Here is a 22,655-nt window from a genome sequence, read left to right as displayed (position 1 = left end):
AGGCCCGTCGGGGTCCTTGCGGCGGACAAATTTCGAGGCTATTGGCTAGCCCTCACGCTCCCTTCGTCTAGCGGTTAGGACGCGGCCCTCTCAAGGCTGAAACAGGGGTTCGATTCCCCTAGGGAGCGCCAGATCCGCGATATTCCACGACTTTTTTCTGCGACCCCATCCGACGGCCTCCCCGTCGGGCCGCGCGATCTCGCTCGGTCATAGGTTGCGCCGCCGCAGCGTCGACGCCGATGCTGCGATCGAGTGAACCCACCCTATCGTTCACTCCGGCGCAAAGTAAGCCACATCGCGCCGTCGCCGCCGCGCGATGGTTGCATGACAAGCGCGTGGCTCGGGCTCCCCCACGCCTGTTTGAGCGGCGATCCCGAGAGGAGTCCTGGCCGCAAGTTCAGTGATGCGCCGAAACGCTCCTGACCGTCTCGGTGAGCATATCACCGGACGCGGAACGGCTGACGTCACCCAGGCTGATGATGCCGACCATCCGCTTGCTCTTGTTGATTACCGGCAGCCTGCGGACCTGCAGCTTCTCCATGTGATGCATCGCCTTGGCGAGGTCATCGTCCTCGCGGCAGCAATGGATGCCCTCGGTCATCACGTCGCGCGCCGTCGTGCGGCCGGCATCGAAGCTGTGGCTCGCGAGCCCTTTGCAGACGATATCGCGGTCGGTCACCATTCCGACCAGCTTGTCATCCTCGCCGATCGGAATGCAGCCGATGTCATGCGCCCGCATCAGTTTGGCAAGCTCGGTGATTGGGGTGTTGGGGCTGACCCAGTCGACACCCTTGTGCATCACGTCTTTGACTTTCATGGCGAGCCTCCGTTCTTGGGTTTCAAGTGCGTTGATGCAATGCAGCTGCACCCCCAATCGAACTCCGACTAGACAAGCGCAAACACTCTCGCCGCCACCCTGTGGAACAAGTATGACGGAGACCTCGCGGTCAGAGTTCCCGCCCAAGGTCGCAACGGCAATGGGCGGCCTACAGATCCTCAGTCATGCGCGCTGAAGCGTCCGTGCGGTGCGTTGGCCGTCAGGCGCGCAAACTGCGCGTGACCCATATGGAGCAGCGTTTCATGATCGCCGGCTTCCATATAGATGTCTGGCTGTGCCTCGATGCTGTCGTCGACGATCATTTCCAATCCGTAGCATTTGCCGACGGCGGGAACCGCACCGTGTGCACAGTCGCTGAACAGCCGATTGACCTCGGTCTCATTGGCCATGTGGACATTGTCGCCGAGGCTCGTCCTCAGGTCCGACAGGCGGAGGTGATGCGATGCGGGCAAGATGGCCAGCATATATCCGCCGTCGCGCCGCAACACGATGCCCTTGGCGAGGCGGTCGCCCGAGATATGGCAGGCCTCGGCCGTTCGAGCGGATGTCATGCTGAGTTCGTGCGGGATCACCTCGTACTGGATGTTCTCAGCGGCGAAGTATTTCTGGAGCGTGGGAGCAATGGCCATGGCATCACCTCCGATGCGGAATGCGAACCATCCACCGTGAGGTCGACCACTCTCGCCATACGATGGGCGGCTGCCTGATTGTAGGCCCAACATAAGTCTTCCATCAGCAAGCTGCAATTCGTCGTCGTTGACCAACTCCATGGCGAGATAGTCGGTATGCGCGTGCTGTCGGTGGTAGAGAGTACGCGAGCGCCGCAATGCGCTTCTTCTTCCGAATGGGTTCTGGCTGCTCTTCGTCCGAGCATATGCGAGATCACATGAGGTGGAGAGGTGCCGTTGAAGTTATATAGCGATTTCAATTACATAAAAGCTCTCAATCTATTCTGAGTGGCCCGCCAAGTCTGACGATGTCGTTCGATCGCTGATTTAGCGCCGGCTGCATCAGCCGAGCTTGCCGCCTTGAGCTGTTTCGAATTGCCCCTTTGCGCCGTCCTGCGATCTTTTTGACCGAGTTTCGAGCGTCCGCGTCCCCCACTTTGAGGCGGAGTCGCGACCGCGAATCAAGCGGCGGGCGTCCCTCATTTCCACTATAATCAAGCCATGACGATCGGGATTACCGGACCCGAACGGAAGGTACCAAGGCAAAGTGCCGTGGTCGGGCTCATTGTTGCGGCCGTCCTCATCGGGATTTGCCTGTTCCTGCTCGGGCTCGCGAGCGACTTCCTGGTCGACTGGCTGTGGTTTTCCTCGATCGGTTATCTGCAGGTTTTTTGGACGACGATCGGCGCCAAAGCTGTCGTCTTTCTTGCGGTCTGGACCGGAACCACCGTCGTACTTTGGTTGAACGGATGGTTTGCCCTGCGCTTTGCCCGACGGCAGTCGACACAGCTTGTCGCCGCGTCGGTGTGGGACTTCGCGGGCAGCGCGCCGCCAGATCTGCGTGCGCTTGTACGCGATCGACTGCCGTGGCCCCGGTCGATCGCAGGCGGGGCAGCTTTGCTCGCTCTGCTTGTCGCCGCCGCAAAAGTCGGCAATTGGGGCGTCTTCTTGCGGTTTGTCTATCAGGTGCCCTATGGCGCAGACGATCCGCTCTACAACAAGGACATCGGCTTCTATCTCTTCTCGCTGCCCGCCTACATCCTCATCAAGAACTGGATGATGCTCGCGCTCGTTCTAAGCGCGCTTTTCGCCGCGGCGATCTACTGGGTGCACGGCGATATCGAATACGGCAGTCATCGCCGATCAATGTCTTCGACGGTGATTGCCCACGGCTCGGCGCTGCTCGGTCTTCTCTTTGCGGTAAAGGCCTGGTCCTACGGTCTTGATCGCTATCTACTGCTCTACGGCGATAACGGCGTGGTCGTCGGCGCAAGCTACACCGATGTCCACGTGGGGCTGCCGGCCTTGTGGTTGATGATCGGACTTTCGGTCATCGCGGCGTTCGCCGCGGGGGCAAACCTGCGGGTGCGCACCTACCGGCTTCCTGCCGTTGCGTTCCTGCTTGTCGTGATCGGGTCTTTCGCGCTGTCAGGTGTAATCCCCTTGCTGTTCGAGCAGTTCTTCGTCAAGCCAAGCGAATTGGAGCTGGAAAGGCCCTATATCCAACGCAACATCGCGCTTACCCGGCAGGCATACAATCTCGATCAGATCGCAGCCAAGCCGTTTGCCGCCGAACAGAAGCTTAGCTTCAAGACGCTCGACGCCAACAAGGCGACGATCGACAATATCAGGTTGTGGGACTGGCTGCCCTTGTCGGACACCTACGCGCAGTTGCAGGAGATCCGCACTTACTACAAATTCCACGATCTTGACGTCGATCGCTACTGGCTCGATGGCTCCTACCAAAGCGTAATGCTCTCGGCTCGCGAACTGCGGCCCTCCTTGCTGCCGCCGAATGCCCAGACGTGGGTCAATCGACACGTGCTGTTTACGCACGGCACCGGCGCGGTGATGAGTCCGGTCACGCGCAAGAACTCCGAAGGGCTGCCCTTCTTCTATTTGCGCGACATACCTCCTGTGGCGGACGGAGGCCCCCAGATCAATGAACCGCGCATCTACTACGGCGAGGAGCCCGACAGCTACGTCATCGTCAAGGGGAGCGCACCTGAGTTCGATTATCCGAAGGGGAAAGACAATTCCTACGCGGCTTATGAGGGTACCGGTGGCGTTCCGATAGGAGCGATGGTGTGGAGAGGCCTATTTGCTTACTACTTCAACGATCCTAACCTGCTGCTCTCAAGCTACATCACCACCGACAGCCGGATCATGATCCGCCGCAATATCCAGGAAAGGGTACGAACGATCGCTCCGTTCCTGAGGCTCGATCACGATCCTTATCTGGTCATCAGCAATGGGCGGATGTTCTGGATGCAGGACGCCTACACGGTGAGTTCCTACTTCCCCTCCGCGCAGCCGGCGCAAGCCCAAGATATCAACTACATTCGCAATTCAGTGAAGGTCATCATCGATGCCTATAACGGGACCGTCGACTTCTATCTGATGGACACTGGCGATCCGGTTGCCGCGACCTACCGGCGTATCTTTCCGAATTTGTTAAAGCCATTCTCGGCCATGCCGACGGATCTGCGGAGGCACATTCGCTATCCGGAGGACCTGTTCCTGATTCAGGCGCAGCTCTATCAGAGCTATCACATGGAGGCGGCCGACGTTTTCTATAACCGGGAAGATCTCTGGCAGTTCCCGCGCCAGCCGGGCGGCGGCGGCGTTGCGACGATGGCCCCATATTACATCATCATGCGGCTGCCCGGCGAGCCGCAGGCCGAGTTCTTCCTCATGCTTCCCATGGTGCCTAGCCGCCGCGACAATATGATCGCGTGGCTCGCCGCGCGTTGCGACGCGCCCGACTATGGCAAGCTGATCGTCTACGAGTTTCCCAAGGAGAAGCTCGTCTATGGACCGTTCCAGATCGAAGCGCGGATCAATCAGAGCACCGAGATATCCCAACAAATCACGCTGTGGAACCAGATGGGTTCGCGGGTGATACGCGGTGCGAACTTGCTTGTGATCCCGATCGAGAACTCGATCCTTTATGTAACGCCGCTCTATCTGCGAGCGGAGCAAGGGCACCTGCCGGAGCTGAAACGTGTTATCGCAGCCTACGGTGAACATGTGGTGATGAAGGAGACGCTCGGCGAGGCCTTGTCGGCACTCTTCATCGAGCCTAGCGCGGTGGGGCCGGTCTCGAGCCCGAAGGAGGAAATGCCTGTCACTCGCCCGTCGGCAAGTCAGGCCCGGGAGACGCTCGACCGCTATAATCAGGCCGTTGAACGATTGAGGTCCGGCGACTGGAAAGGCTTTGGCACGCAGTTCGACGCAATGCGCGAGCTCCTGGAGGAAATGAACCGACACTCCGTCGACCGCTAGGGCCTCAACGGCTTGAGTTTAGCCCGGTCTCCAACCCGGAAATTGCGTACGCGGCACGGCGCGTGAGCTCCGCTCAAAATCAGATCGCGACTTCAACAACATAAGAGTTCGCAGTTCTATTCTGAGTGGTGCGCCATTTGCGTACAAAACCACGAACCCTCTTTTCCGGCTGACAGCTGGCGATAACGGCTTGCTCAAGCGCCGTTTTTGAGCCGTGAATGCGGATGACGCGGTCATCAACCTCGACGGCATCAATTCGCGAGGGTCATATGACAGAACTCGTGCCATTGTTTCCGAGGCAGGCCGTTCCACCTCTTCACGTTGACCTCGCCGGCGACGGCGTCTTTGAGGGTTATCTCGTCCCAGGCGACGTCATGCTTGCTCAAAAAATTGCCATGGAGACGGATGAGCTTGGCGCACTGGCGGTCGCGCATCGAGTGGCACCGGTGGTGAGGCGCGTTGGTCCGGCGCAGTCGTGGACCTGATCGCGGTAAGGGCAGGAATGGCCATGTGCCGAACGTTACCAGCCATTTTGTCAGCGGTACTCGCCGGCATTGCCATCGCGAATGGGTCGATCGCTTCAGGCGCCGAAGCCCCGCCGCTGCAGCTTGAAGACAAGATCCCGCTTGGCGATGTGCGCGGCCGGATCGATCACATGGCAGTCGATCTAGCCCGACATCGCCTGTTCATCGCAGCGCTCGGCAACGACAGCTTGGCCGTGGTTGATCTGGCCTCCAAACGGCTGGATCGCCTCATCGGCGGACTTCCGGAGCCCCAAGGCGTCGCTTACGACAGGGCAACTGACACGCTCTACGTTGCAAATGCGGGCGACGGATCGGTAAGGTTCTTCAACAATGGTGATCTCTCAGCTGTCGGACAGATCGAGCTTGGCAGCGATGCAGACAATATACGTATCGACTCGAGGGCAGGGCAGGTATTCGTCGGCCACGGCGACGGGGCACTGGCTGTCATCGATGCTCCCACGCGCAGCAGGACCGCAGATGTGCCATTGAAGGCTCATCCGGAGAGCTTCCAGCTGGACGCCGCGCGAATCTTCGTCAATGTGCCCAGGGCTGGCACCATCGACGTCATTGACCGCATCTCGCGTCAGAAGATCGCATCTTGGCCCACCGAAGGACGGAGTGCCAATTTTGCAATGATGCTCGATGAAGCCCGTCAGCATCTTCTTGTTGCGTTTCGGCGGCCTGCAGAGCTTGGAGTGTTCTCTTTGAACGATGGAGCTCTTGTCGGGACAGTGTCCACCTGCGGCGACGTTGATGATCTATTCCTCGATTCCAAGCGCAATCGGATCTACATCAGTTGCGGTGATGGCTTTGTCGACGTGCTCGCCGTGGATGGCGACACCTATCGGCAAATTGATCGCATGTCGACCGCAGCTGGTGCAAGAACGTCACTTTTTGTGCCTGAACTTGATCGTCTGCTGGTGGCCGCTCCGGCCAAAGCGGATAGCGGAGCTGCAATCTTTGTCTTTCGCCCGTCGCCATGAGGAGGGCACTGACCATGCTTGCCGGAGATTCGGCGTTGGTGCGATACGTCGCGGTATCCTTAATCGCTCTTGCCGGCAGTGTGTACTCTGGACCAGCTCTCGCATATCGGCCTTTTGACGGCACCGATGCGGCTGTCGCCGCACCGGGCGAGCTTGAGGTCGAATTGCAGCCAGCGGGCGTTCAACGTGAGCAAGGTACGCACACGCTCATTGCGCCATGGACCGTCCTGAACATCGGATTGAGCGAAGGATGGGAGGCGGTCTTCGAAGGACGAGGTGAAACGCCTCTCTCACCGTCCGGTCCGACCGAACTCATCGATGCCGGCGCGTTCCTCAAGCATGTCGTGATACCCGGGAGCCTTCAGGAAAAGACCGGGCCGAGCGTGGCGACGGAATTCGGCGTGCTTCTGCCGGACAGCACGGGCAATAGCGGGGCTGGCCTGAGTTGGGCGGGGATCGTCTCGCAGCGCTGGGATTGGGGCACGGTTCACTTCAACGTGGAAACCTTGCTGACGCGGGAGCACCGCGCCGATGTGTTCGTTGGGACCATCATCGAAGGGCCGACGAAATGGAAGGTGCGACCGGTCGCAGAAGTCTTTTACGAGAAGGAGTTCGGCTTGGAGGAGACCGTCTCGGGATTGGTCGGCTTAATCTGGCAGGTTAGCGACAAGCTATCCTTCGATGTGGCGTACCGCCACGCAGTCATCAACGCTCATCCGCTCAACGAAATTCGTGCCGGGCTGACCTTCGCTGTTCCTCTTCGGTTCGAAGGAGCCCACAACCGGTGATCGATCGAGGCCACGCACTCGAGTGGCTACGAATCCACGGCGTCCTGCTTCAGGACGACGTGATGCCTTGTGCATGCTGGTGCTGATCGGTGCGGCGCCGGAAGGCAGGAGCTACACCGCGGCTGACGATTGCAACCAGACTGCAGGCCGTCGAAGTTGCCGCGGCTCTCGATGCAACAAATGAGCGGAGGCGCGTCATTCGGCGCGGTTCGGGGCAATGGCGATGAAACGCCCCCGCTATGCAAACATCGCCTTGGCCAGCACAACGATGCCAATGATGCATGCGAAGACGATGAGGTGAATAGCCTTGAAGATAGCCGGCTTCATCTTATTCAGAAAATGCAGCGTCATCGCGGTGATGAAGCAAACGAGAACAATGGCGGCGAGCACAATCTTGACCAGCAACAGGCGCCCGAAGCTGCTTTGGCATCGTCGAAAGGTTCGGGAAATGGGCCCGCAACATGAGGACGCCAGTCGCATAGAGCAAGACGATCACGACCGGCATGAATGTCCGGGCGCGCTCAATGATGCCGGCTTCAATTTCCATCATCACCTTGCTTGACAGGCGCTTGTGCAGGGATTCGAGGATCAGCACCTCGAAGATCACGACCCCGCCAAAGGTCACGGCACTCAGAAGGTGGATGGTCTGGATGACGAGATAATACTCGTTCGAGAAGGCGCTCATCCTTGTCCCTACTCTGGGTTTCAAGCTGCCGTCGCATCTCGAACCGGGCAGCCCCAAGGCGTCCCTATCGGGAGTCACGCGCGCTTGTGGTCCCGCGTGACCCAGACGGCGGCACTCGATCAGGCCGCTCCGTGGCGCTCGAACCTCGGGAACAGCACGTTGTTCTCAAGATGGATATGCTCCATGACATCATCAACCAACTTGGCCGTCCCGCCATAGAGCGCCGTCCACGAGCGACATGCGCCCTTGGGCAGCGCGAAGCCCTTCGCAAGGCTCTCCAGGCGGCGCAGGAGTTCGCCATGCCGATCGTGATCATCCCGCATTTGCGAGATCGGGAGCTGATTGCCGGCAGCATCCTGTTGCTGCATCAACGGGAAGAGTTCTGCCTCTTCCTTCTGCATGTGCTCCTCCAGCTCGGCCTGGATGGCCTCCAGCGTGTCGGCAAGTCCCTGCGGCACCTCGGGATGACCGGCGTGGACAGCCTCGACTTTCCGGGCCAGGCGCGCAAGCTCCGGCAGTTCGCGCCGATGCGTCTCGTGATAGCGGGTCAGGATGTGATCGATCAGCGCGCTGGTTGCTTCGGGCGCCGAACCGGATTTCCGTGGATCGAGCGCGTCGAGCGCCTCCTCTACGGCTGCAATGTCCAGAGCGCGCTTGCGGACGGCTTCGGCCAAGAGCACGTCGCCGCCGCAACAGAAGTCGAGCTTGAACCGCCGGAACACCGCGGTCGCACCGGGCAATGTCGCGGCGATTTCTCCGACGGTACGATTTCGAAGCGAGGCTTCAGTCGTCATTGTTCAGGTCCTTTCCGATCCCGATACGGCGCTTCCGGACGGAGGCGTTCTCGCTTCCCGAACGCGAAGTCCCGCTTGCTGCGGTTGTATTGACGAGATCCGTCATACAGCTCGTCCGTCACGTCCGCCGATAAGATGTATTTTATATCGATGTTAATCGAGGGCAACAGAAACATAATGCCTCGGTCCGGACGTCATGAGTTGTGTCGGCGTGCAAAGACTTGCGAGGCGCAAGTAGTTGTGCACGCCATTTCACGAGACTTTCGGCTACGGGGACCTGACCGCGGCAAGGCCGCGCTCCAGATCGGCGATCAGATCGGCCTCCGCTTCAAGACCGACCGAGAGGCGGATCAGGCTGTCGCTGATGCCGGCAGCCCGCCGCGCCTCCGGGCCCATACCGGCATGCGTCATCGTTGCCGGGTGCGCAACCAGGCTCTCGACGCCGCCGAGCGACTCGGCCAGCGTGAAGACATCAACTGCCTCGACGAAGCGGCGCACGGCGTACGTGCCGCCCGCCAGTTCAAAGCTCAACATGGCGCCGAAACCGCTTTGCTGGACCGACGCGATGGCGTGCGCTGGATCGGAGTCGAGGCCCGGATAGTGGACCGCTGCAACAAGCGGATGTCGGGCCAAGAACTGTGCCACGGCCATGGCGTTGGCTTGCTGGCGCTCGATCCGTGGAAAGAGCGTCCGCAGGCCGCGTAGCGTCAGGTGCGCATCGAATGGCGATCCCGTCGTGCCAGCGATGTTGGCCCAGGCGGACAGCGCCTCCACATCGGACGAGGCAGCGGCAATGACCGCGCCTCCGACCACGTCGGAATGTCCATTGAGATATTTTGTCGTCGAATGAATGACGAAATCCGCACCAAGCGCGATGGGTTGCTGCAGGGCGGGAGACAGGAATGTGTTGTCGACCGCGATCTTAGCGCCTGTTTCCCTGGCGCGTGCGGCGATCGCGCGAATATCGACCACCCGCATTAGCGGATTGCTCGGGGTCTCGATCAGCACGAGCTTCGGCTTCCGGCGGAGCGCGGTTGTAAGCGCCGGCTCGTTACCCTGGTCGACAAATGCGAGATCGAACTGCTTGCGGTCGCGCCGCGCGGAAAGCAGCCGATAGGTTCCACCGTAGCAGTCGTGCGGCGCGACCACAAGATCACCCGGCCGCAGTAGCGACAGCACGAGATCGACCGCTGCCATCCCGGAGGATGTCACGACCGCGCCGGCGCCGCCCTCGAGCTTGGCAATCGTTTCAGCCAACAGATCGCGGGTCGGATTGGCGGTTCGCGTGTACTCGTAGCCAAGGTTCCGCTCGAATCCCTCAAACGCAAAGGTGCTCGTCAGATAGAGCGGGGGCGCGACGGCCCTGAACGCGCGATCTGCGGCGACGCCGTTCGCCGCCGCCACGGTGCGCGGATCCTTTGTCTTTCCCACCGTCGACATCTCCAGAAGCCTCGTTGGCTATCACTACTGCAGTTGGCCGCGCGAAGGTAGGGCACCATCACTTGTTCCGCGCCGCTCGCGGCCTGTCACCTTCTCGCCGAGGCATCGCTCACAAGCGTTCGCCCCTTGCTCGAGCCGTCCATGCGTGTCTGTGCGGATCCGTCAGGCCGCCAGGCCCTGGGCGTCGAACACTCCCTCGAATAGAACCGTCGACAGATAGCGTTCGCCGGAATCGGGCAGCACCACGACGATGGTCTTACCGGCATTCTCCGCACGCTGCGCCAGACGCGCTGCGACGGCGGTTGCGGCGCCGCTGGAAATCCCCGACAGAAGACCCTCTTCACGCGCCAGGCGCCGTGCGAACTCGATGGCCTCCTCGTTCGAGACCTGCTCGATCGCATCCACGAGCGACAGGTCGAGTACGTCGGGAACGAAGCCGGCGCCGAGCCCTTGGATCTTGTGAGGCCCAGGCTTGAGCGGCTGGTTGGCCAGCGTCTGGCTCAGCACCGGGCTGCCGGACGGCTCCACGGCCACCGACAGGATGCTCTTGCCACGGGTGCGCTTGATGTAGCGCGACACTCCGGTGATGGTGCCGCCGGTCCCGACACCGGAAACAAAAATGTCGATCGATCCTTCGGTGTCGTTCCAGATTTCAGGACCCGTCGTCTCCTCGTGGATTGAAGGATTGGCAGGATTATTGAACTGCTGCAGCAGCACATAGCGATCGGGATCCAACGCCACTAGCTCTTCGGCCCTAGCGATGGCGCCCGGCATGCCGCGCCCTCCGTCGGTGAGTATGAGTTTCGCACCGAAGGTCCTCAGCAATTTGCGACGTTCGATGCTCATGGTCTCGGGCATGGTCAATGTCAGCGGAATTCCGTGCGACGCGGCAACGAAGGCCAGCGCGATCCCGGTGTTGCCGCTGGTCGGCTCGATCAGCTCTTTGCCGGGACCGAGCAGGTTACGCCTTTCGGCATCCAGAACCATCGCCGCACCGATCCGGCACTTCACGGAATAGGCCGGGTTGCGCCCCTCGATTTTGGCGAGGACCGTGGCCTTGGCGTTGCCCACGACGTGATTGAGTCGAACCAGCGGGGTCCGGCCGATCGACCGCGCGTTATCCTCGAACCATCCAGCCATATGTCACTCCTTGTCTCACGGCGCCGATCCGTCCTCGTCAGCGGCCTTGCGCGGAATTACCCATGAATGGAGAAGCGGTGACATGACCGCGGCATCAGGCTCATTGCTCTCGAACAACCAGTGAGGTCACTTGGAATGGAGGCACTGTCGAAAGCCGTTGCGGGAGAATTCTGCATCCGCAGCGGGTGCTCTCGCTAGAATGGAATTCGATGACGAAGCGGCCGGAGCATCAAAGCCTGCGCGATCGCGATTCATGTCTTTGCGCTGAGACAACGATTTGAAGCCCTGACTTCATCTAGAGCATTGGCGCGCTCGCTTGTGGTCTGGCGGAGAAATCATGATGAAGAGTAAGGCTGAGCTGCCCCTTGTTTATTCATGCTCAGGCTGTTCGAGCGTTGCCCAAATGGCAAATGACGTCGCGGTACGTCTGGACCGAGCGGAAGAGGCGGAGATGTCCTGCATTGCCGGTGTTGGCGGCGACGTCGGCCCACTCGTAAGGATCGCAAAATCAGGCAGGCCGATTCTGGCGCTTGACGGCTGTTCTCTCCGTTGCGCCGCGCAATGCCTTGAGCGGCAAGGGGTGAGCCCGACCGCCCATCTCGTGCTGACGGACATCGGCATCAAAAAACGCTTTCACGCAGGATTTGATGAGGCCGAAGCGAGCGCGATCTATCACAGGGCAGTCGCCGAGCTGAGATCAATCGGGACGAGTTCGCTTTCAGATGCGGAAGCATCAGCGAAAAGGGGCGGCCCGGGACAGGATATCCCAGTCCGTGACGGTCCCCCGACATCGAAAGGCGTTCGGCACGTCATGGCGAAATAATCGCCTGCGCACCCGCAATAGTCGAAGGCGGCCTTCCGCCAGCCACCAGTGCGACTAGACTAGCCCCCGCGTATTTGGCGATCTCCTCGTATCCTGCCTCGGGTCGTCATGCCGTCAGCCGCCCGGACGGCGCAGCGCACTGGGGATCGGGCGATCACCGAAATCGATAGCGGACCTGCGAAGGACGCGCCCCGTCACATCCGTGCTCAGCCGCGCGCGGCGGCTGCGGTGGAAAAATGTGAGCCTAAATTCGCCGTCATGATCATCGATCCCGCGTTCGCAGACGCTCGTAATCGCGCCTTCGTGCATCAGGACCGGTACGGCGGCGGCCGAAACATTCAGGAGTTCGCCGATCAACTCAGCATCGACGTAGAACGTGGTATCGCTCCGCTGGACCATGCTGCGGGAGGGCGCAGGCGGATTCGCTTGATGGGGCCTATCCATCATCAGTATCTCCTTGCCGAGGTGCCCAATAAGATATATTACCAATATATCTTATTGTAGCGAGGTCAACCCATGACCATTCTGGCCCAACTGGAAAGCGGAGCGGAAGTGTGGCCCGTGCCGGCCGGACTTCCCAGCGCAAGGCTTCCCCCGAAGACCATGGCCAAACGCGCGGCCAAGACGCGGATAGCGCTCTCCACCGCCGAGCTCTCGTTCCGGATCTTCGCTATTTTTCGCGCGCATCCGCATATCAATAACGTACTGACGCACATTTCACGTGCGGATTGGGCGCAAGTCGAGCGAGCGCTCAATTCCATTCTCGATCCGGCGGCCGCAACCGGGCAGCTTTCACCGCTGGCGCAGAACATCATCGATCTGATGTGCGCCGAGCGCGGCATCACCGGGAAGATTCTCAAGCCCTGTTTCCACGCCGCCCTGGGCAAACTGCTCGAGCCGAAACGTGCAGAGCGGCTGATCGAACATATCGAGGCGCTGTATCGCGATCTCGAACGGAGAGCAGAACAGCCAGCGCCCGCGTCGCACGAGCTACCTAAGGAGCCGTCCATGACCGAACCAAACGCCGACGAACGCGTGATCAACGTTGCCGACATCGATCCAAAGTACCGTCACGCGATCCTCTTTCGCTTGTTCGAGCATCTTGCTTCGGATCAATCGCTTCAGATCGTCGTGGATCATGATCCCAGACGGCTCCGCCTGCAGCTTGAGGCGCAGCATGGCTCACGTTGCAACTGGTCGTATCTGGAGCGGGGACCGGACTTCTGGCGCGTGCGCCTGCGGCTGCTCCCACCCGAGGGAAAGGAGGCTTCGCGTTGAGCGATTCACATCACTATGTGCAGCCCGCCAATGAGGCGGAGCAGGTCTATCTTGAGTCGCTGATCCGCGAGGATTTCGCGCGGTGTCATCCGGGCGAGAACGCTGGAAGACGTCAAGCGCCGCGCTGTCTTTTCGAAGGAGGACAAGGGGCTGCTTCGGGATTGGATGGCGGTCGCTGCCGGCCGTGCCGCAGCCGATCGAGCCCACCCGCCGTTTCTGCAAGCTGCCGAATAGCGGATCGACCCATCAGGCCGCGGGCCGCACCCCAAAATCCCTCGGCCTGAGCATCAAGTCGGCGAGCGTGTACTTGTCGAGCACGGCATTGAACGCGTCCAGGCCCTCATGCAGAACGCCGCGCAAGCGGCAGCAGCGGGTGATAACACACGCGTTGTCGGCGCCGAAGCATTCGACCAGAGCAAAATCGGGCTCGGTGGCGCGAATCACCTCGCCCAGCTTGATCTTGTGCGGTGGTTTCGCCAGCGCCAGGCCGCCCGAGCGGCCTCGCACCGCGTTCAGATACCCGGCCCTGGTGAGCGTATTGGCGACCTTCATCAGATGAGCGCGGGAGATATTGTAAACGCCGGATACCTCTTCGATCGTGATCAAACGATCCTGCCTCGCCGCAGCGTACATCAGCAGCCGGAGGCAATAATCGGAAAAATTGGTCAAGCGCATGATTTGCTCCGGAGCATTGGCACAGGCGCACGTACAGAGATCGCAGCACGACAGTCACGCACAAAGATATATTGAATGTCCATGTTTCTCAAGTCGAGCCAACCGGCCATGCGATCACCCGAGGCTGCGCGTCAGGCGATGGAGCAACGCATTGAACCGTCGCTCGCCGCCTGGTGCGCTTCGTCGCAAGACGACGCAGGCTTTGCCTGCTATGCGGCAGGCCGCGTCGACTTCGCCCGCATCGGCAAGCTTTTGCAGAGCGTCGAGCAGCAGCAGGGCGACCTCCTGCTGCTCCTTGACGCTCTTGGCCTGGGCCGGGGTGGCGCCGGAAACGGGCAATTCTCGCATCATTGGAAGCCCAGATATTCCTTGGCGGTCGAACTCATCATGTCCGGCGTCCAGGGCGGATCATAGGTCAAGCTCACGTCAGCCCAATGGACGCCATCGACCGCCTCCTCGATAGGGGAGCTCGGAAACCCAAAGCCCGCGGTCATAAGCACCTCTGCCGCGATCAGTGCCGTTAGCGCAGTGGCGAAATAGCTCAGGGTCCATCGGGACAGGGATGCGCCGATCATGGCTGTGTGCCCACGCCTCCCGGATCGGAGGGAGCGACTGGCCGCTCCCTCCGAGGGGATCTTCAGGAAGGGATATTCAGGCTGCCTTGGCGAGCTTTCCGATCTCGACGCGCCATACCGTCGGACCGCTCTCAAGATATTTCCAGGAGAACTGCTTCGGATATTCGGCCTCCAACTGGTAGTACAGCGGCTTGGGGTCGTGATCGTTCACCAGAATGAACGCGCGGCCGACTACCAGCTCATTGACGAGCTGGAAAATCTTCTGGTGCCGTTGAGCCGGCGGTAGTGTGCGTACATCGACGATCGATGCGTCTCCGTTCGAGCTGGACATCCGTAAATTTCTCCTTCTGTCGCTCGCGAGCTTGATCGATCCATCGCCCGCGACCCGGCGGAAGATCGAAGGGCGGACGAACCACCCGTAAGAGAGCAAGTCGCCTTAGCCGTCACCAGGCTTAGAACTGAAGTGCTTGGCAAACTTGTTGGGCGCGCCATTCCACGCGTCAGCGTCGCCGGGTGGCTCACCCTTCTTGGTGATGTTCGGCCAGAGACCCGCGAATTTGCGATTGAGCTCGAACCAGTGGGATTCGGATGGAATGTCAGAGTCCGGGAAGATCGCCACGGCGGGACATTCGGGCACGCATACGCCGCAGTCGATGCACTCGTCGGGGTGGATGACCAGCATGTTCTCGCCGACGTAGAAGCAGTCAACGGGACAGAGCTCAACACAGTCCTTGTACTTGCATTTGATGCAATTGTCGGTGACGACGTGAGTCATCGCCCAGTCCTTCGCTCGTACCCGAACCTCGTGCTCGGCTGATTAGATGTATGATGGATATATCTTTAAGGGCGTGCCGCTGCAAAAGCAATATATAAAATATATCTTTTATGGTTCGGAGCACCGTGGTCCCGCAGATCCAAGGACCAAACGCCGCCAGCGGACCAAAGTGCGTCAAATCGGGCTGCGCGCTTTCTCAAGCGATCTTCAAGGCCGTCGTTTCCTTGATCTGCTTCACCGGTATGATCGTGCGAGTGTTGGCAACTCCGACGATGCGAGTCAGGATCTGGGTGAGAAAGCGATGAAATTCATCGAGGTCGGCGACCGCCACCTTGAGCAGATAGTCGAAATCGCCGGTGACGAAACAGCAGTCGATCACCTCGGGACGTCCCAGCATCGCCGTCTCGAAACGCCTTGAATAGGCTTCGGCCTGCTTTTCCAGCCGCACCTCGATGAAGGCGACGAAACCCGCGCCCACTGTCTTGCCATCGACCAGCGCCACGTAACGACGAATGATCCCGGCGGCCTCCAGCGCCTTCACCCGACGTAGACAGGGCGAGGGCGAGAGTCCCACGCGGGCCGCCAAGTCCTGGTTCGGGAGGGTGGCGTCCTCCTGAAGAAGCCGCAGAATCTTGCGATCGATATCGTCCATACGCAATCTCATACCATGCTTTTGTATTTTGAAGATATCAGATGCCAAAATGGGACGCGAGGCGTCGCCAAATCGCCTCCCGCTGCCGTCATCGCGCCGCTAGGCTCGTTGCGAGACCAAGGGGGCGAGGAGATTGTGATGACGCGACGGGCCAGCGACGTTCTGCTCGAGATCCTGCGCGACGAAGGGATTTCTCATGTCTTCGGCAACCCCGGATCGACCGAGATGCCGTTGATGGACGCGCTCGTCGATGCGTCCGATATCACCTATGTGCTCGGACTTCAGGAAGCGACGGCCGTCGGCATGGCGGATGGTTGGGCGCTGACGTCCGGCAGGACCGGATTCGTCAACCTTCATGCCATGGGCGGGCTCGGCAACGCCATGGGAGTGCTGGTCGCCTCCAAGGCGAGCGAGACCCCGCTCGTCGTCACGGCCGGCCAGCAGGATACCCGTCATCTGATGACCGAGCCGTGGCTCTCCGGCGATCTTGTCGCGCTCGCCGAACCTGTCACCAAATGGGCCAAGGAAGTCCGACGTGGCGAGGACCTCGGTGCCGCATTGCGTCGCGCCTTCGAAATCGCCCGCACGCCGCCGTGCGGCCCGGTCTTCCTTTCACTGCCGATGGACGTGCTCGACCAGCCGATCAGCGGATCAACGCCGGCGGCCTCGGCGGCGCCGCGTCTCGGCGCATCCCCCGATTCCGATGCCCTCGCCGATACGCTGGCCGGGTTCGATCCCGAAAAGGTCATCATTCTGCTTGGCGACGATCTGCCGGCCTCCGCAGCTCCCGGCATTGTCGCGATTGCAGAGGCCGGTGGCTACGCGGTCTGGGGCACGCAACTTACCTCGCGCTCCGCCTTTCCCTCGGCTCATCCATGCTGGGCCGGAGTCTTCAAGCCCGACTTCGCGGTGATGCGCGAACATCTGGAAACGGCGCAGGCTCTGGTGCTAGTGGGCGGTCGCGCCTTCGTCGCCTATCCCTATCGCGATGTGAGGCCGATACCTGAGGGGGTCAAGGTCCTTCATGTGGCGGATAATGCCGAGGCGTTGGGCCGCGAGCACCCTGCCGACGCAGCGCTGCTGGGCAACATCGGCGCAACGCTCCAGGCCGCCGCGATCCGTCTCAGCGGCCTCGTCAAGGGCCGGAGGTCGCCGCGCGATTGGCACGCAGAGCCGCGACCAAGCGCGATTACGAGGCGGCGATACGTGCGCAAATCATGAGCGACATGACGGAATTGCCGCTGAGCCCCGATGCGGCCGTGCTGACCGTGTCGGACGCATTGCCAGCCAACACCTTGCTCGCGAATGACTCAGCCGCCACGTTCGGCAAGGTCCAGGACATCTTGACGACTCGGCCCGGTCGCTACTTCTTCGCTCGTGGTGGCGTCCTCGGGTGCAACATGCCCGCGGCCGTCGGCGCAGCGCTGCTCCATGACGGTCCGGTTGCGTCCTTCGTTGGAGACGGCGGCGCGATGTATTCACCGCAAGCGCTGTGGAGCGCCGCGCGCTATCGGGCCAACGTCCTGTTCTTCATCTTCAACAATCGACGCTACGGGGTGCTGCAAAATATCGCGCGCCAGCTGGGCTGCACGAATGCCGTCGCCGGGCGATTCGTCGGCATGGACGTCAACGATCCCCCGATCGATTTCCAGGCTTTGGCCGCATCGATGCGCGTCCCGGCGGTACGGGCCGACGCTCCCGATGCCATTCGAGCCGCGATCGTTGACGCGCTTGGGCGCAGTGGCCCTACACTGATCGAAATCGCGGTGAAGTAACCCGGATGCTGCCAGCGCACCGCTCGAATCTGTCCGCAGCAGGGGTGGCTCAGCGAATCTCCGTGATGGCTTGACCATTTGGCATAGCTGGATATCGCGGCGGTCCAACCACAGTCACCGCTCCAAGAGGTGCGACTGAGAACTATTGCGGCTTCTTAGGGCGCCAGTTCATCGATCAGCCGATCATGTTGTACTCGAGCGCGAAACAAGATACGCGTCGACAGACGGCCCCATGACGCTTGCGAACTCACACCTCTCCAACTCGTCGCGGACTTACGACGTCGTGGTCGTGGGGGGCGGAAACGCGGGACTTTGCGCGGCGATTTCTGCGCGTCAGGCAGGAGCGTCGGTGCTTCTGCTCGAGCAGGCGCCAAGAGCTCTAAGGGGCGGAAGCACCCGCCATGCTCGCAATTTGCGAGTCAAGTGCGACCCACCAAGTGTCCTTCCAGATCAAGCTTATTGCGGGGACGAATACTGGGCCGACTTGGCGCAAGCGACTGCTGGGCATACCGATGAAAACCTCGCGCGCCTCATGATCGAGGGGTCAGCCCACATAGTCCGCTGGATGGAGCAATGTGGCATCCAATTCGAGAAGTCGCGCATCGGAAATCGCCCATCGCGGAAAACAGCCTTTCTTCTCGGAGGAGGCAAGGCCTTGCTGAACGCATATTACCGGAAGGCAGAGCGGATCGGCGTTGATATCGCCTACGACACTGAAGTCCTTTCCGTGCCACTCGATAACGGCGTGGCTTGCGAGATACATGCCATTAGCAATTGTGCCCTGACGAGAGTCCGAACCAGAGCGGTTGTTGTTTCGTGCGGCGGATCACAGGCGAACACGGATTGGCTCCAGCATTACTGGGGAGACGCGGCAAATCGCTTTGTCATTCGGGGCGCGCGCCAGGCGAAGGGGCGCGTTCTCGCGAGTTTGCTCGATCAGAACGTGGTGCCGATCGGTGAGCCCGGGCAGTGCCACATGGTTGCGGTCGATGCGCGGGCGCCGAAGTTCGACGGTGGCATCGTCACGCGGTTGGACTGCGTGCCTTACAGTGTTGTCGTCGATCGTAACGGTCAAAGGTTCCATGATGAAGGTGAGGAGGTCGGACCAAGAAGATTTGCAGTCTGGGGCAAGCTCGTTGCGCGATGTCCGGACCAGATTGCATACGCGATTCTCGACTCAAAGGCCGAAGGTCTCTTCCGACCATCCTTCTATCCGCCGATCCGGACGCAAACGATCTCCGAATTGGCAGTGGAGCTTAAGCTGAATCCAGCGGATCTGGCGACAACGATCCACGCTTTCAATGCCGCGATCACAGACGCATCCGATCGAAAAGCAGGTCGTTTGGCGCGAGCCGAGGACATTGTACCGCCGAAGTCAAAGTGGGCGATGTCGATCGACACGCCTCCGTTCAGTGGCTATCCGCTTCGACCCGGCGTGACCTTCAGTTATCTCGGCGTGAAGGTGGACGATCATGCGCGCGTGATCATGGCAAGCGGTCGACCAGCGGCGAACGTGTTTGCCGCGGGCCAGATCATGTTGGCGAATATCTTGGCGAGCGGATATCTTGCCGGGGTCGGAATGACCCTTGGGACGGTCTTTGGGCAAATCGCGGGACGCTGTGCCGTGCGTGCTGCACGCTCCTGGTCCCCCAGATGAGCGTGGAGCGTTGATCGCACGGGGCAGGGTGCTGCGGGTCGCGATCAGTGCGCGCCATTGATCGGCCTGCGGAATGCCTAGAGGCACCATGCCGTTGTACTCTCAACGCAAACGAGCGGGCCGCCGCAGACCTATGGCGCAGGAATTCGCTTGAGATATTTGCCGTCTGCCAATCTCGGACTTCCATGTGGTGCTATTGCCGACATAGAGAAATTGCGCCAAGTGGGCCACTCCACATGAGCGCACGGCAGCATTGAACAAGGCTGGCGCCGGCATCCAAGCGATTGCGCATGTCGCGACGGCGATGAATCCCCCCAACCGCCACAACCGGCATCAGGAAATGAAGATGCGCGATAAGGGTGGCATCGGCGCCCTCGACAACGATTCCGTCGTAACCTTCTGTCCTGGCAGCTTCGGCCAGATCACCGAGATGCGGTTCGGTCGGGACCTTGAGCAGCAATGGCACTGAACGGACACCTTGAGCGGTCCGGCGCATGAGAGCCAGGCTTTCGCGCAGCGGCCAGCGCAATGAACCGCCCTTACCGCACAAGCTAAGACTGACGTAATCCGCCAGCGGAGCCAAGGCTTCAAGGCACTCGGCCACATCGGTCATTGCCTGGACGGAAGGGCTTCCGTCGTCCGGGCCGATCACGATGCCAAGCCTGGCCGGGCCGGGACGGCCGGCCGCGACCAAGGCCTGGGACAACGATGGACGCCCAACCGCGCCTCTCAAGCAGACGGTTCCGATCTCGGCGAACCCGAAGCCGAGACGACCAAATCGGCGACCGATGTGTCCGAAGGAATCGAATCCCGCCGCGACCCCGATGGGCGAGGCGAACCGCAGGCCGAAGGCGCTGGTCGCCATGAAGCCGCGCTGCGCAAGTGGCAGGCGACAGGCCAGATCGCTGGCGACGAGCGCAAGGCGATGGACGCGCGCCTTCAATCGAGCAGCAAGCCGTGCGCTCCCGCTACCATCAGGAACAGGAGCGGAATCGATAGCAGGGTGTTGACCCTCGCCGACAGGAACGTCACCCGCGAGCATTGCACCCTCTCTTTGTAGGAAGCAGGGACAAAGCCCAGAACCTTCTTCTGGTGCGGCCAAAGGACGAGCCAAAGGTTGAGCACCATCATGGTGCCAATCCAAAATCCCATGCCGATGGGAGCAGCAGTCCCCGACAGCGTCACGGCATCCATCAGCATTCCATTTCGGTGCAGCATGGCGAGGCCTGTCGACCAGACCACCACCGAGGCCCAGCGGAAGGCGCCATGTTCGCGTCGAAGCCGAGACTGAAAGTCATTCCCGGTCGCGGCCGCCGGTTCAGTATCGTCTGCAAACGGGATGAAGTCAGGCCGGGAAATGAAATTGGCGTAGTTGTGGCCGATCCAGATCAGCGCACCGCCGACGTGCAGCCAGCGCAAGACGAGATCGATCAAGCCGGCATGCATCACGGATGTCCAAGGACAAGAAGGCGGATTGCGAGTGCAAGAGCAATAGTCAGCGCCAAACCGCAACCGACAGTGCCCCAGAACGAGTCGAGGACCGTCTTGCGAAAGGGAGGCGGCGGCGCCATGAGCATCCAAATAAATAGGCGGAAAAGGGACCCGAAGGTCCCTCTCCCGCCCCGACTTAGCGGACGAAGACGTAAGCGGTGACTTCGAAGCCCATACGCAGGTCGCAATAGGCAGGCTTTTCCCACTTCATGGCGCACTTCTCCCTTTGAGTGAACGTACACGCTTGAAACGTTAGGGGCCACCGACTGCCGAAAGTATCGGCAATAAGTAGTATCTACTGTGTCGAGGAAGCTGCGCCGACCTCGCGCATCACCAGCGGGCGCGAATTGCGCTGCGGCCGATGTGCTTCGACGATTGCCTCCTCGACCAGATGATGGAATGGCGACTTCGAGCAGGCCGGATCGGGGTTGGCGCCATCACCGGTCAGCAAATAGGCCTGGCAGCGGCAGCCTCCGAAATCCTTCTCCCGTTCACTGCAACTCCGGCATGGCTCCTTCATCCAGGCGTCGCCGCGATAGGTGCGGAATGCCGGCGACTCTTTCCATATCCATTCCACCGAATGCTCCCGCACCGAGGGGAAGTTGAGACCCTTGAGCAGGCGCGCCTCCTGGCAGGGTAGGGCGACGCCGTCGGGGGCGATGGTCATGATGATGCTGCCCCACCCGTTCATGCACGCCTTGGGGCGTCCGTTGAAATAGTCTGGAATGACGAAGTAGATGACCATCTTCTTGCCGATCCTCTGACGAAAGGAGTTGATGGCCTCTTCGGATGCCTTCAGCTCCTCGAGCGACGGCATCAGTTCGTCACGGTTGACCAGCGCCCAGTTGTAATATTGGACGTTGGCGAATTCGACATAATCAACACCGAGGTCCAGCGCCATCTCGAGATAGGCGCCGGTGTGGGCAATATTTTGCCGGACGACAGGGATGTTCAGAACGACCGGGAAGCCCTGCGCCTTGATCTCGCGGATCATAGCGATCTTGTGGTCGTGGACCGGCGCGCCCACCAAAGCGTTGGTGGTCGCAGCATCGTGGGATTGCAGACTGACCTGGATCTGCTTCAGGCCGGCGGCTTTGAGACGGGACAGCCGCTTGGCACTCATGCCGACCGTCGAGGTGATCAGGTTAGTGTAGTAGCCGAGGCGATCTGCCTCGGCCACCAAATCCTCGAGGTCGCGGCGCATCAATGGCTCACCGCCAGTGAAACCCAATTGCAGGCTGCCAAGCGTCCGGCTCTCGCGCATGACCCGCTTCCACTCCTCGGTGGACAGCTCATTTTGATAGGCGTCAAGATCGAGCGGGTTGCTGCACCACGGGCATTTAAGCGGGCAACCATAGGTCAGCTCGCACACCAGCCACAATGGCCGGCCCTGCCCATCAAGTCTTAACGCGGGTCCAGCCTTTGTCATTGGCAATCTCCAGAAATGCGAGGATGTCGGCAGAAATATCCTGCCCGTCACACAGGGCCGTCAATTCTGCGACCACATCATCGATGCGGCGACCGCCGACGACCCGCTTCAGAATCTCTGCGGCGGACGAGTTGAGCTTCACGATTCCCTCGGGATAGAGAAGGACGTGAGCTTGCTCGGCCTCCTCCCACCGCAACAGATACATCGGATGGAGTTCGACGATGTCATTTGGGTCAAGCCGGGCGGCTTCAGTCATGCATCCTCCCAATTGCCGATTTGTCTTTGTTGCTTTTTCTGTTGTTGATGCCCGAGGCGGTCATCCGTTGGACTGCCGCGCGGTTATTGTGTTGGCCGCGATCGCGAAGCAGCAATAGTCCTTA

General features: G+C 60.6%; 26 protein-coding genes and 1 tRNA gene. 11 read left to right on the top strand and 16 right to left on the bottom strand.

The features are described from left to right. The first annotated feature begins 56 nt into the window (after positions 1-56). Positions 57-131, top strand: a tRNA-Glu gene (locus UNPA324_RS33665). Positions 132-397: 266 nt separating this feature from the next. On the opposite strand, the gene UNPA324_RS33660 is transcribed toward UNPA324_RS33665, so the two are convergent. Then, the gene (locus UNPA324_RS33660) at positions 398-817 is read right to left on the bottom strand and encodes a CBS domain-containing protein (protein ID WP_164936338.1); all 420 of its coding nucleotides are present in this window, start codon (positions 815-817) and stop codon (positions 398-400) included. 179 nt (positions 818-996) lie between these two features. Further along, positions 997-1,467: an aminoacyl-tRNA deacylase gene (locus UNPA324_RS33655; protein WP_128920028.1), complete on the bottom strand. Its 471-nt coding sequence runs from the start codon at positions 1,465-1,467 to the stop codon at positions 997-999. Positions 1,468-2,007: 540 nt separating this feature from the next. On the opposite strand from UNPA324_RS33655, the gene UNPA324_RS33650 reads away from it, so the two are divergent. The 4 genes from UNPA324_RS33650 to UNPA324_RS33635 all read left to right on the top strand — a co-directional run bounded on the left by UNPA324_RS33650 (position 2,008) and on the right by UNPA324_RS33635 (position 7,086). Next, on the top strand, positions 2,008-4,791 hold the full coding sequence (locus tag UNPA324_RS33650; protein WP_141938357.1) for a UPF0182 family membrane protein: 2,784 nt from the start codon (positions 2,008-2,010) through the stop codon (positions 4,789-4,791). A gap of 269 nt (positions 4,792-5,060) precedes the next feature. Then, positions 5,061-5,276 carry a hypothetical protein gene (locus UNPA324_RS35495; protein ID WP_181769707.1) on the top strand — a complete coding sequence of 72 codons (216 nt, stop codon included), beginning with the start codon at positions 5,061-5,063 and terminating at the stop codon, positions 5,274-5,276. Further along, the gene (locus UNPA324_RS33640) at positions 5,267-6,298 is read left to right on the top strand and encodes a YncE family protein (RefSeq protein ID WP_246667275.1); all 1,032 of its coding nucleotides are present in this window, start codon (positions 5,267-5,269) and stop codon (positions 6,296-6,298) included. The genes UNPA324_RS35495 and UNPA324_RS33640 overlap by 10 nt, the downstream gene beginning before the upstream one ends. Positions 6,299-6,312: 14 nt before the next feature. Next, positions 6,313-7,086: a hypothetical protein gene (locus tag UNPA324_RS33635; RefSeq protein ID WP_141938355.1), complete on the top strand. Its 774-nt coding sequence runs from the start codon at positions 6,313-6,315 to the stop codon at positions 7,084-7,086. Positions 7,087-7,414: 328 nt separating this feature from the next. On the opposite strand, the gene UNPA324_RS33630 is transcribed toward UNPA324_RS33635, so the two are convergent. From UNPA324_RS33630 to cysK, 4 genes are all read right to left on the bottom strand, one after another. Next, positions 7,415-7,771, bottom strand: coding sequence for a hypothetical protein (locus UNPA324_RS33630; RefSeq protein ID WP_141938351.1), 357 nt, complete (start codon positions 7,769-7,771; stop codon positions 7,415-7,417). 119 nt (positions 7,772-7,890) lie between these two features. Beyond that, positions 7,891-8,565, bottom strand: a complete 675-nt coding sequence (gene ytfE / locus UNPA324_RS33625; protein WP_141938348.1) for an iron-sulfur cluster repair protein YtfE — start codon at positions 8,563-8,565, stop codon at positions 7,891-7,893. A 267-nt stretch (positions 8,566-8,832) separates the two neighbouring features. After that, positions 8,833-10,005 (bottom strand): cystathionine gamma-synthase, encoded by a 1,173-nt coding sequence (gene metB / locus UNPA324_RS33620; protein ID WP_128920023.1) that lies wholly within the window; start codon positions 10,003-10,005, stop codon positions 8,833-8,835. A gap of 162 nt (positions 10,006-10,167) precedes the next feature. Next, on the bottom strand, positions 10,168-11,145 hold the full coding sequence (gene cysK, locus UNPA324_RS33615) for a cysteine synthase A (protein WP_141938344.1): 978 nt from the start codon (positions 11,143-11,145) through the stop codon (positions 10,168-10,170). 337 nt (positions 11,146-11,482) lie between these two features. Between cysK and UNPA324_RS36030 the strand changes: the two genes are divergently transcribed. Then, on the top strand, positions 11,483-11,968 hold the full coding sequence (locus tag UNPA324_RS36030) for a putative zinc-binding protein (protein ID WP_128920021.1): 486 nt from the start codon (positions 11,483-11,485) through the stop codon (positions 11,966-11,968). 114 nt (positions 11,969-12,082) lie between these two features. On the opposite strand, the gene UNPA324_RS33605 is transcribed toward UNPA324_RS36030, so the two are convergent. Further along, on the bottom strand, positions 12,083-12,415 hold the full coding sequence (locus UNPA324_RS33605) for a DUF6522 family protein (RefSeq protein WP_245471784.1): 333 nt from the start codon (positions 12,413-12,415) through the stop codon (positions 12,083-12,085). A gap of 69 nt (positions 12,416-12,484) precedes the next feature. On the opposite strand from UNPA324_RS33605, the gene UNPA324_RS35895 reads away from it, so the two are divergent. After that, positions 12,485-13,246 carry a DUF2249 domain-containing protein gene (locus tag UNPA324_RS35895; protein WP_245471785.1) on the top strand — a complete coding sequence of 254 codons (762 nt, stop codon included), beginning with the start codon at positions 12,485-12,487 and terminating at the stop codon, positions 13,244-13,246. A gap of 246 nt (positions 13,247-13,492) precedes the next feature. Here the strand turns inward: UNPA324_RS35895 and UNPA324_RS33590 are convergent, their stop codons facing one another. Continuing rightward, on the bottom strand, positions 13,493-13,921 hold the full coding sequence (locus UNPA324_RS33590; RefSeq protein ID WP_128920020.1) for an RrF2 family transcriptional regulator: 429 nt from the start codon (positions 13,919-13,921) through the stop codon (positions 13,493-13,495). An 81-nt stretch (positions 13,922-14,002) separates the two neighbouring features. Between UNPA324_RS33590 and UNPA324_RS33585 the strand changes: the two genes are divergently transcribed. Next, complete coding sequence (locus tag UNPA324_RS33585) at positions 14,003-14,335, top strand: hypothetical protein (protein WP_141938341.1); 333 nt, start codon at positions 14,003-14,005, stop codon at positions 14,333-14,335. Between the two features lie 237 nt (positions 14,336-14,572). Here UNPA324_RS33585 and UNPA324_RS33580 read toward each other — a convergent pair whose 3' ends face one another. The 3 genes from UNPA324_RS33580 to UNPA324_RS33570 all read right to left on the bottom strand — a co-directional run bounded on the left by UNPA324_RS33580 (position 14,573) and on the right by UNPA324_RS33570 (position 15,923). Then, positions 14,573-14,827: a DUF2249 domain-containing protein gene (locus tag UNPA324_RS33580; RefSeq protein ID WP_128920017.1), complete on the bottom strand. Its 255-nt coding sequence runs from the start codon at positions 14,825-14,827 to the stop codon at positions 14,573-14,575. A gap of 105 nt (positions 14,828-14,932) precedes the next feature. Next, positions 14,933-15,271 (bottom strand): ferredoxin FdxA, encoded by a 339-nt coding sequence (fdxA, locus tag UNPA324_RS33575; protein ID WP_141938337.1) that lies wholly within the window; start codon positions 15,269-15,271, stop codon positions 14,933-14,935. A gap of 196 nt (positions 15,272-15,467) precedes the next feature. Then, on the bottom strand, positions 15,468-15,923 hold the full coding sequence (locus UNPA324_RS33570; RefSeq protein ID WP_141938336.1) for an Lrp/AsnC family transcriptional regulator: 456 nt from the start codon (positions 15,921-15,923) through the stop codon (positions 15,468-15,470). Between the two features lie 138 nt (positions 15,924-16,061). Between UNPA324_RS33570 and UNPA324_RS33565 the strand changes: the two genes are divergently transcribed. The 3 genes from UNPA324_RS33565 to tcuA all read left to right on the top strand — a co-directional run bounded on the left by UNPA324_RS33565 (position 16,062) and on the right by tcuA (position 19,355). Further along, positions 16,062-17,144 (top strand): thiamine pyrophosphate-binding protein, encoded by a 1,083-nt coding sequence (locus UNPA324_RS33565; RefSeq protein ID WP_246667274.1) that lies wholly within the window; start codon positions 16,062-16,064, stop codon positions 17,142-17,144. Beyond that, positions 17,141-17,698, top strand: coding sequence for a thiamine pyrophosphate-dependent enzyme (locus tag UNPA324_RS35890; RefSeq protein ID WP_246667273.1), 558 nt, complete (start codon positions 17,141-17,143; stop codon positions 17,696-17,698). Before UNPA324_RS33565 ends, UNPA324_RS35890 begins: the two co-directional genes overlap by 4 nt. Positions 17,699-17,930: 232 nt before the next feature. Continuing rightward, a complete protein-coding gene (gene tcuA, locus UNPA324_RS33560) occupies positions 17,931-19,355 on the top strand; it encodes an FAD-dependent tricarballylate dehydrogenase TcuA (RefSeq protein WP_141938334.1) in 1,425 nt (474 codons plus the stop codon). A gap of 193 nt (positions 19,356-19,548) precedes the next feature. Here tcuA and UNPA324_RS33555 read toward each other — a convergent pair whose 3' ends face one another. The 5 genes from UNPA324_RS33555 to pqqD all read right to left on the bottom strand — a co-directional run bounded on the left by UNPA324_RS33555 (position 19,549) and on the right by pqqD (position 22,531). Then, a complete protein-coding gene (locus UNPA324_RS33555) occupies positions 19,549-20,298 on the bottom strand; it encodes a dihydroorotate dehydrogenase (protein WP_181769617.1) in 750 nt (249 codons plus the stop codon). After that, positions 20,295-20,789 carry a urate hydroxylase PuuD gene (locus UNPA324_RS33550; protein WP_245471787.1) on the bottom strand — a complete coding sequence of 165 codons (495 nt, stop codon included), beginning with the start codon at positions 20,787-20,789 and terminating at the stop codon, positions 20,295-20,297. The genes UNPA324_RS33555 and UNPA324_RS33550 overlap by 4 nt, the downstream gene beginning before the upstream one ends. Before the next feature lie 193 nt (positions 20,790-20,982). Next, a complete protein-coding gene (gene pqqA / locus UNPA324_RS33545; RefSeq protein WP_008618162.1) occupies positions 20,983-21,057 on the bottom strand; it encodes a pyrroloquinoline quinone precursor peptide PqqA in 75 nt (24 codons plus the stop codon). Positions 21,058-21,141: 84 nt separating this feature from the next. After that, the gene (gene pqqE, locus UNPA324_RS33540) at positions 21,142-22,227 is read right to left on the bottom strand and encodes a pyrroloquinoline quinone biosynthesis protein PqqE (RefSeq protein WP_283810293.1); all 1,086 of its coding nucleotides are present in this window, start codon (positions 22,225-22,227) and stop codon (positions 21,142-21,144) included. 16 nt (positions 22,228-22,243) lie between these two features. Then, the gene (gene pqqD / locus UNPA324_RS33535) at positions 22,244-22,531 is read right to left on the bottom strand and encodes a pyrroloquinoline quinone biosynthesis peptide chaperone PqqD (protein WP_128920009.1); all 288 of its coding nucleotides are present in this window, start codon (positions 22,529-22,531) and stop codon (positions 22,244-22,246) included. Between the last annotated feature and the right edge of the window lie 124 nt (positions 22,532-22,655).

The sequence above is a fragment of the Bradyrhizobium sp. UNPA324 genome (genome assembly GCF_006658635.1).
GTDB lineage: Bacteria > Pseudomonadota > Alphaproteobacteria > Rhizobiales > Xanthobacteraceae > Bradyrhizobium > Bradyrhizobium nanningense.
The sequence above is the reverse complement of the archived record's forward strand: the minus strand, read 5'-3'. Positions and strand labels throughout refer to the sequence as shown.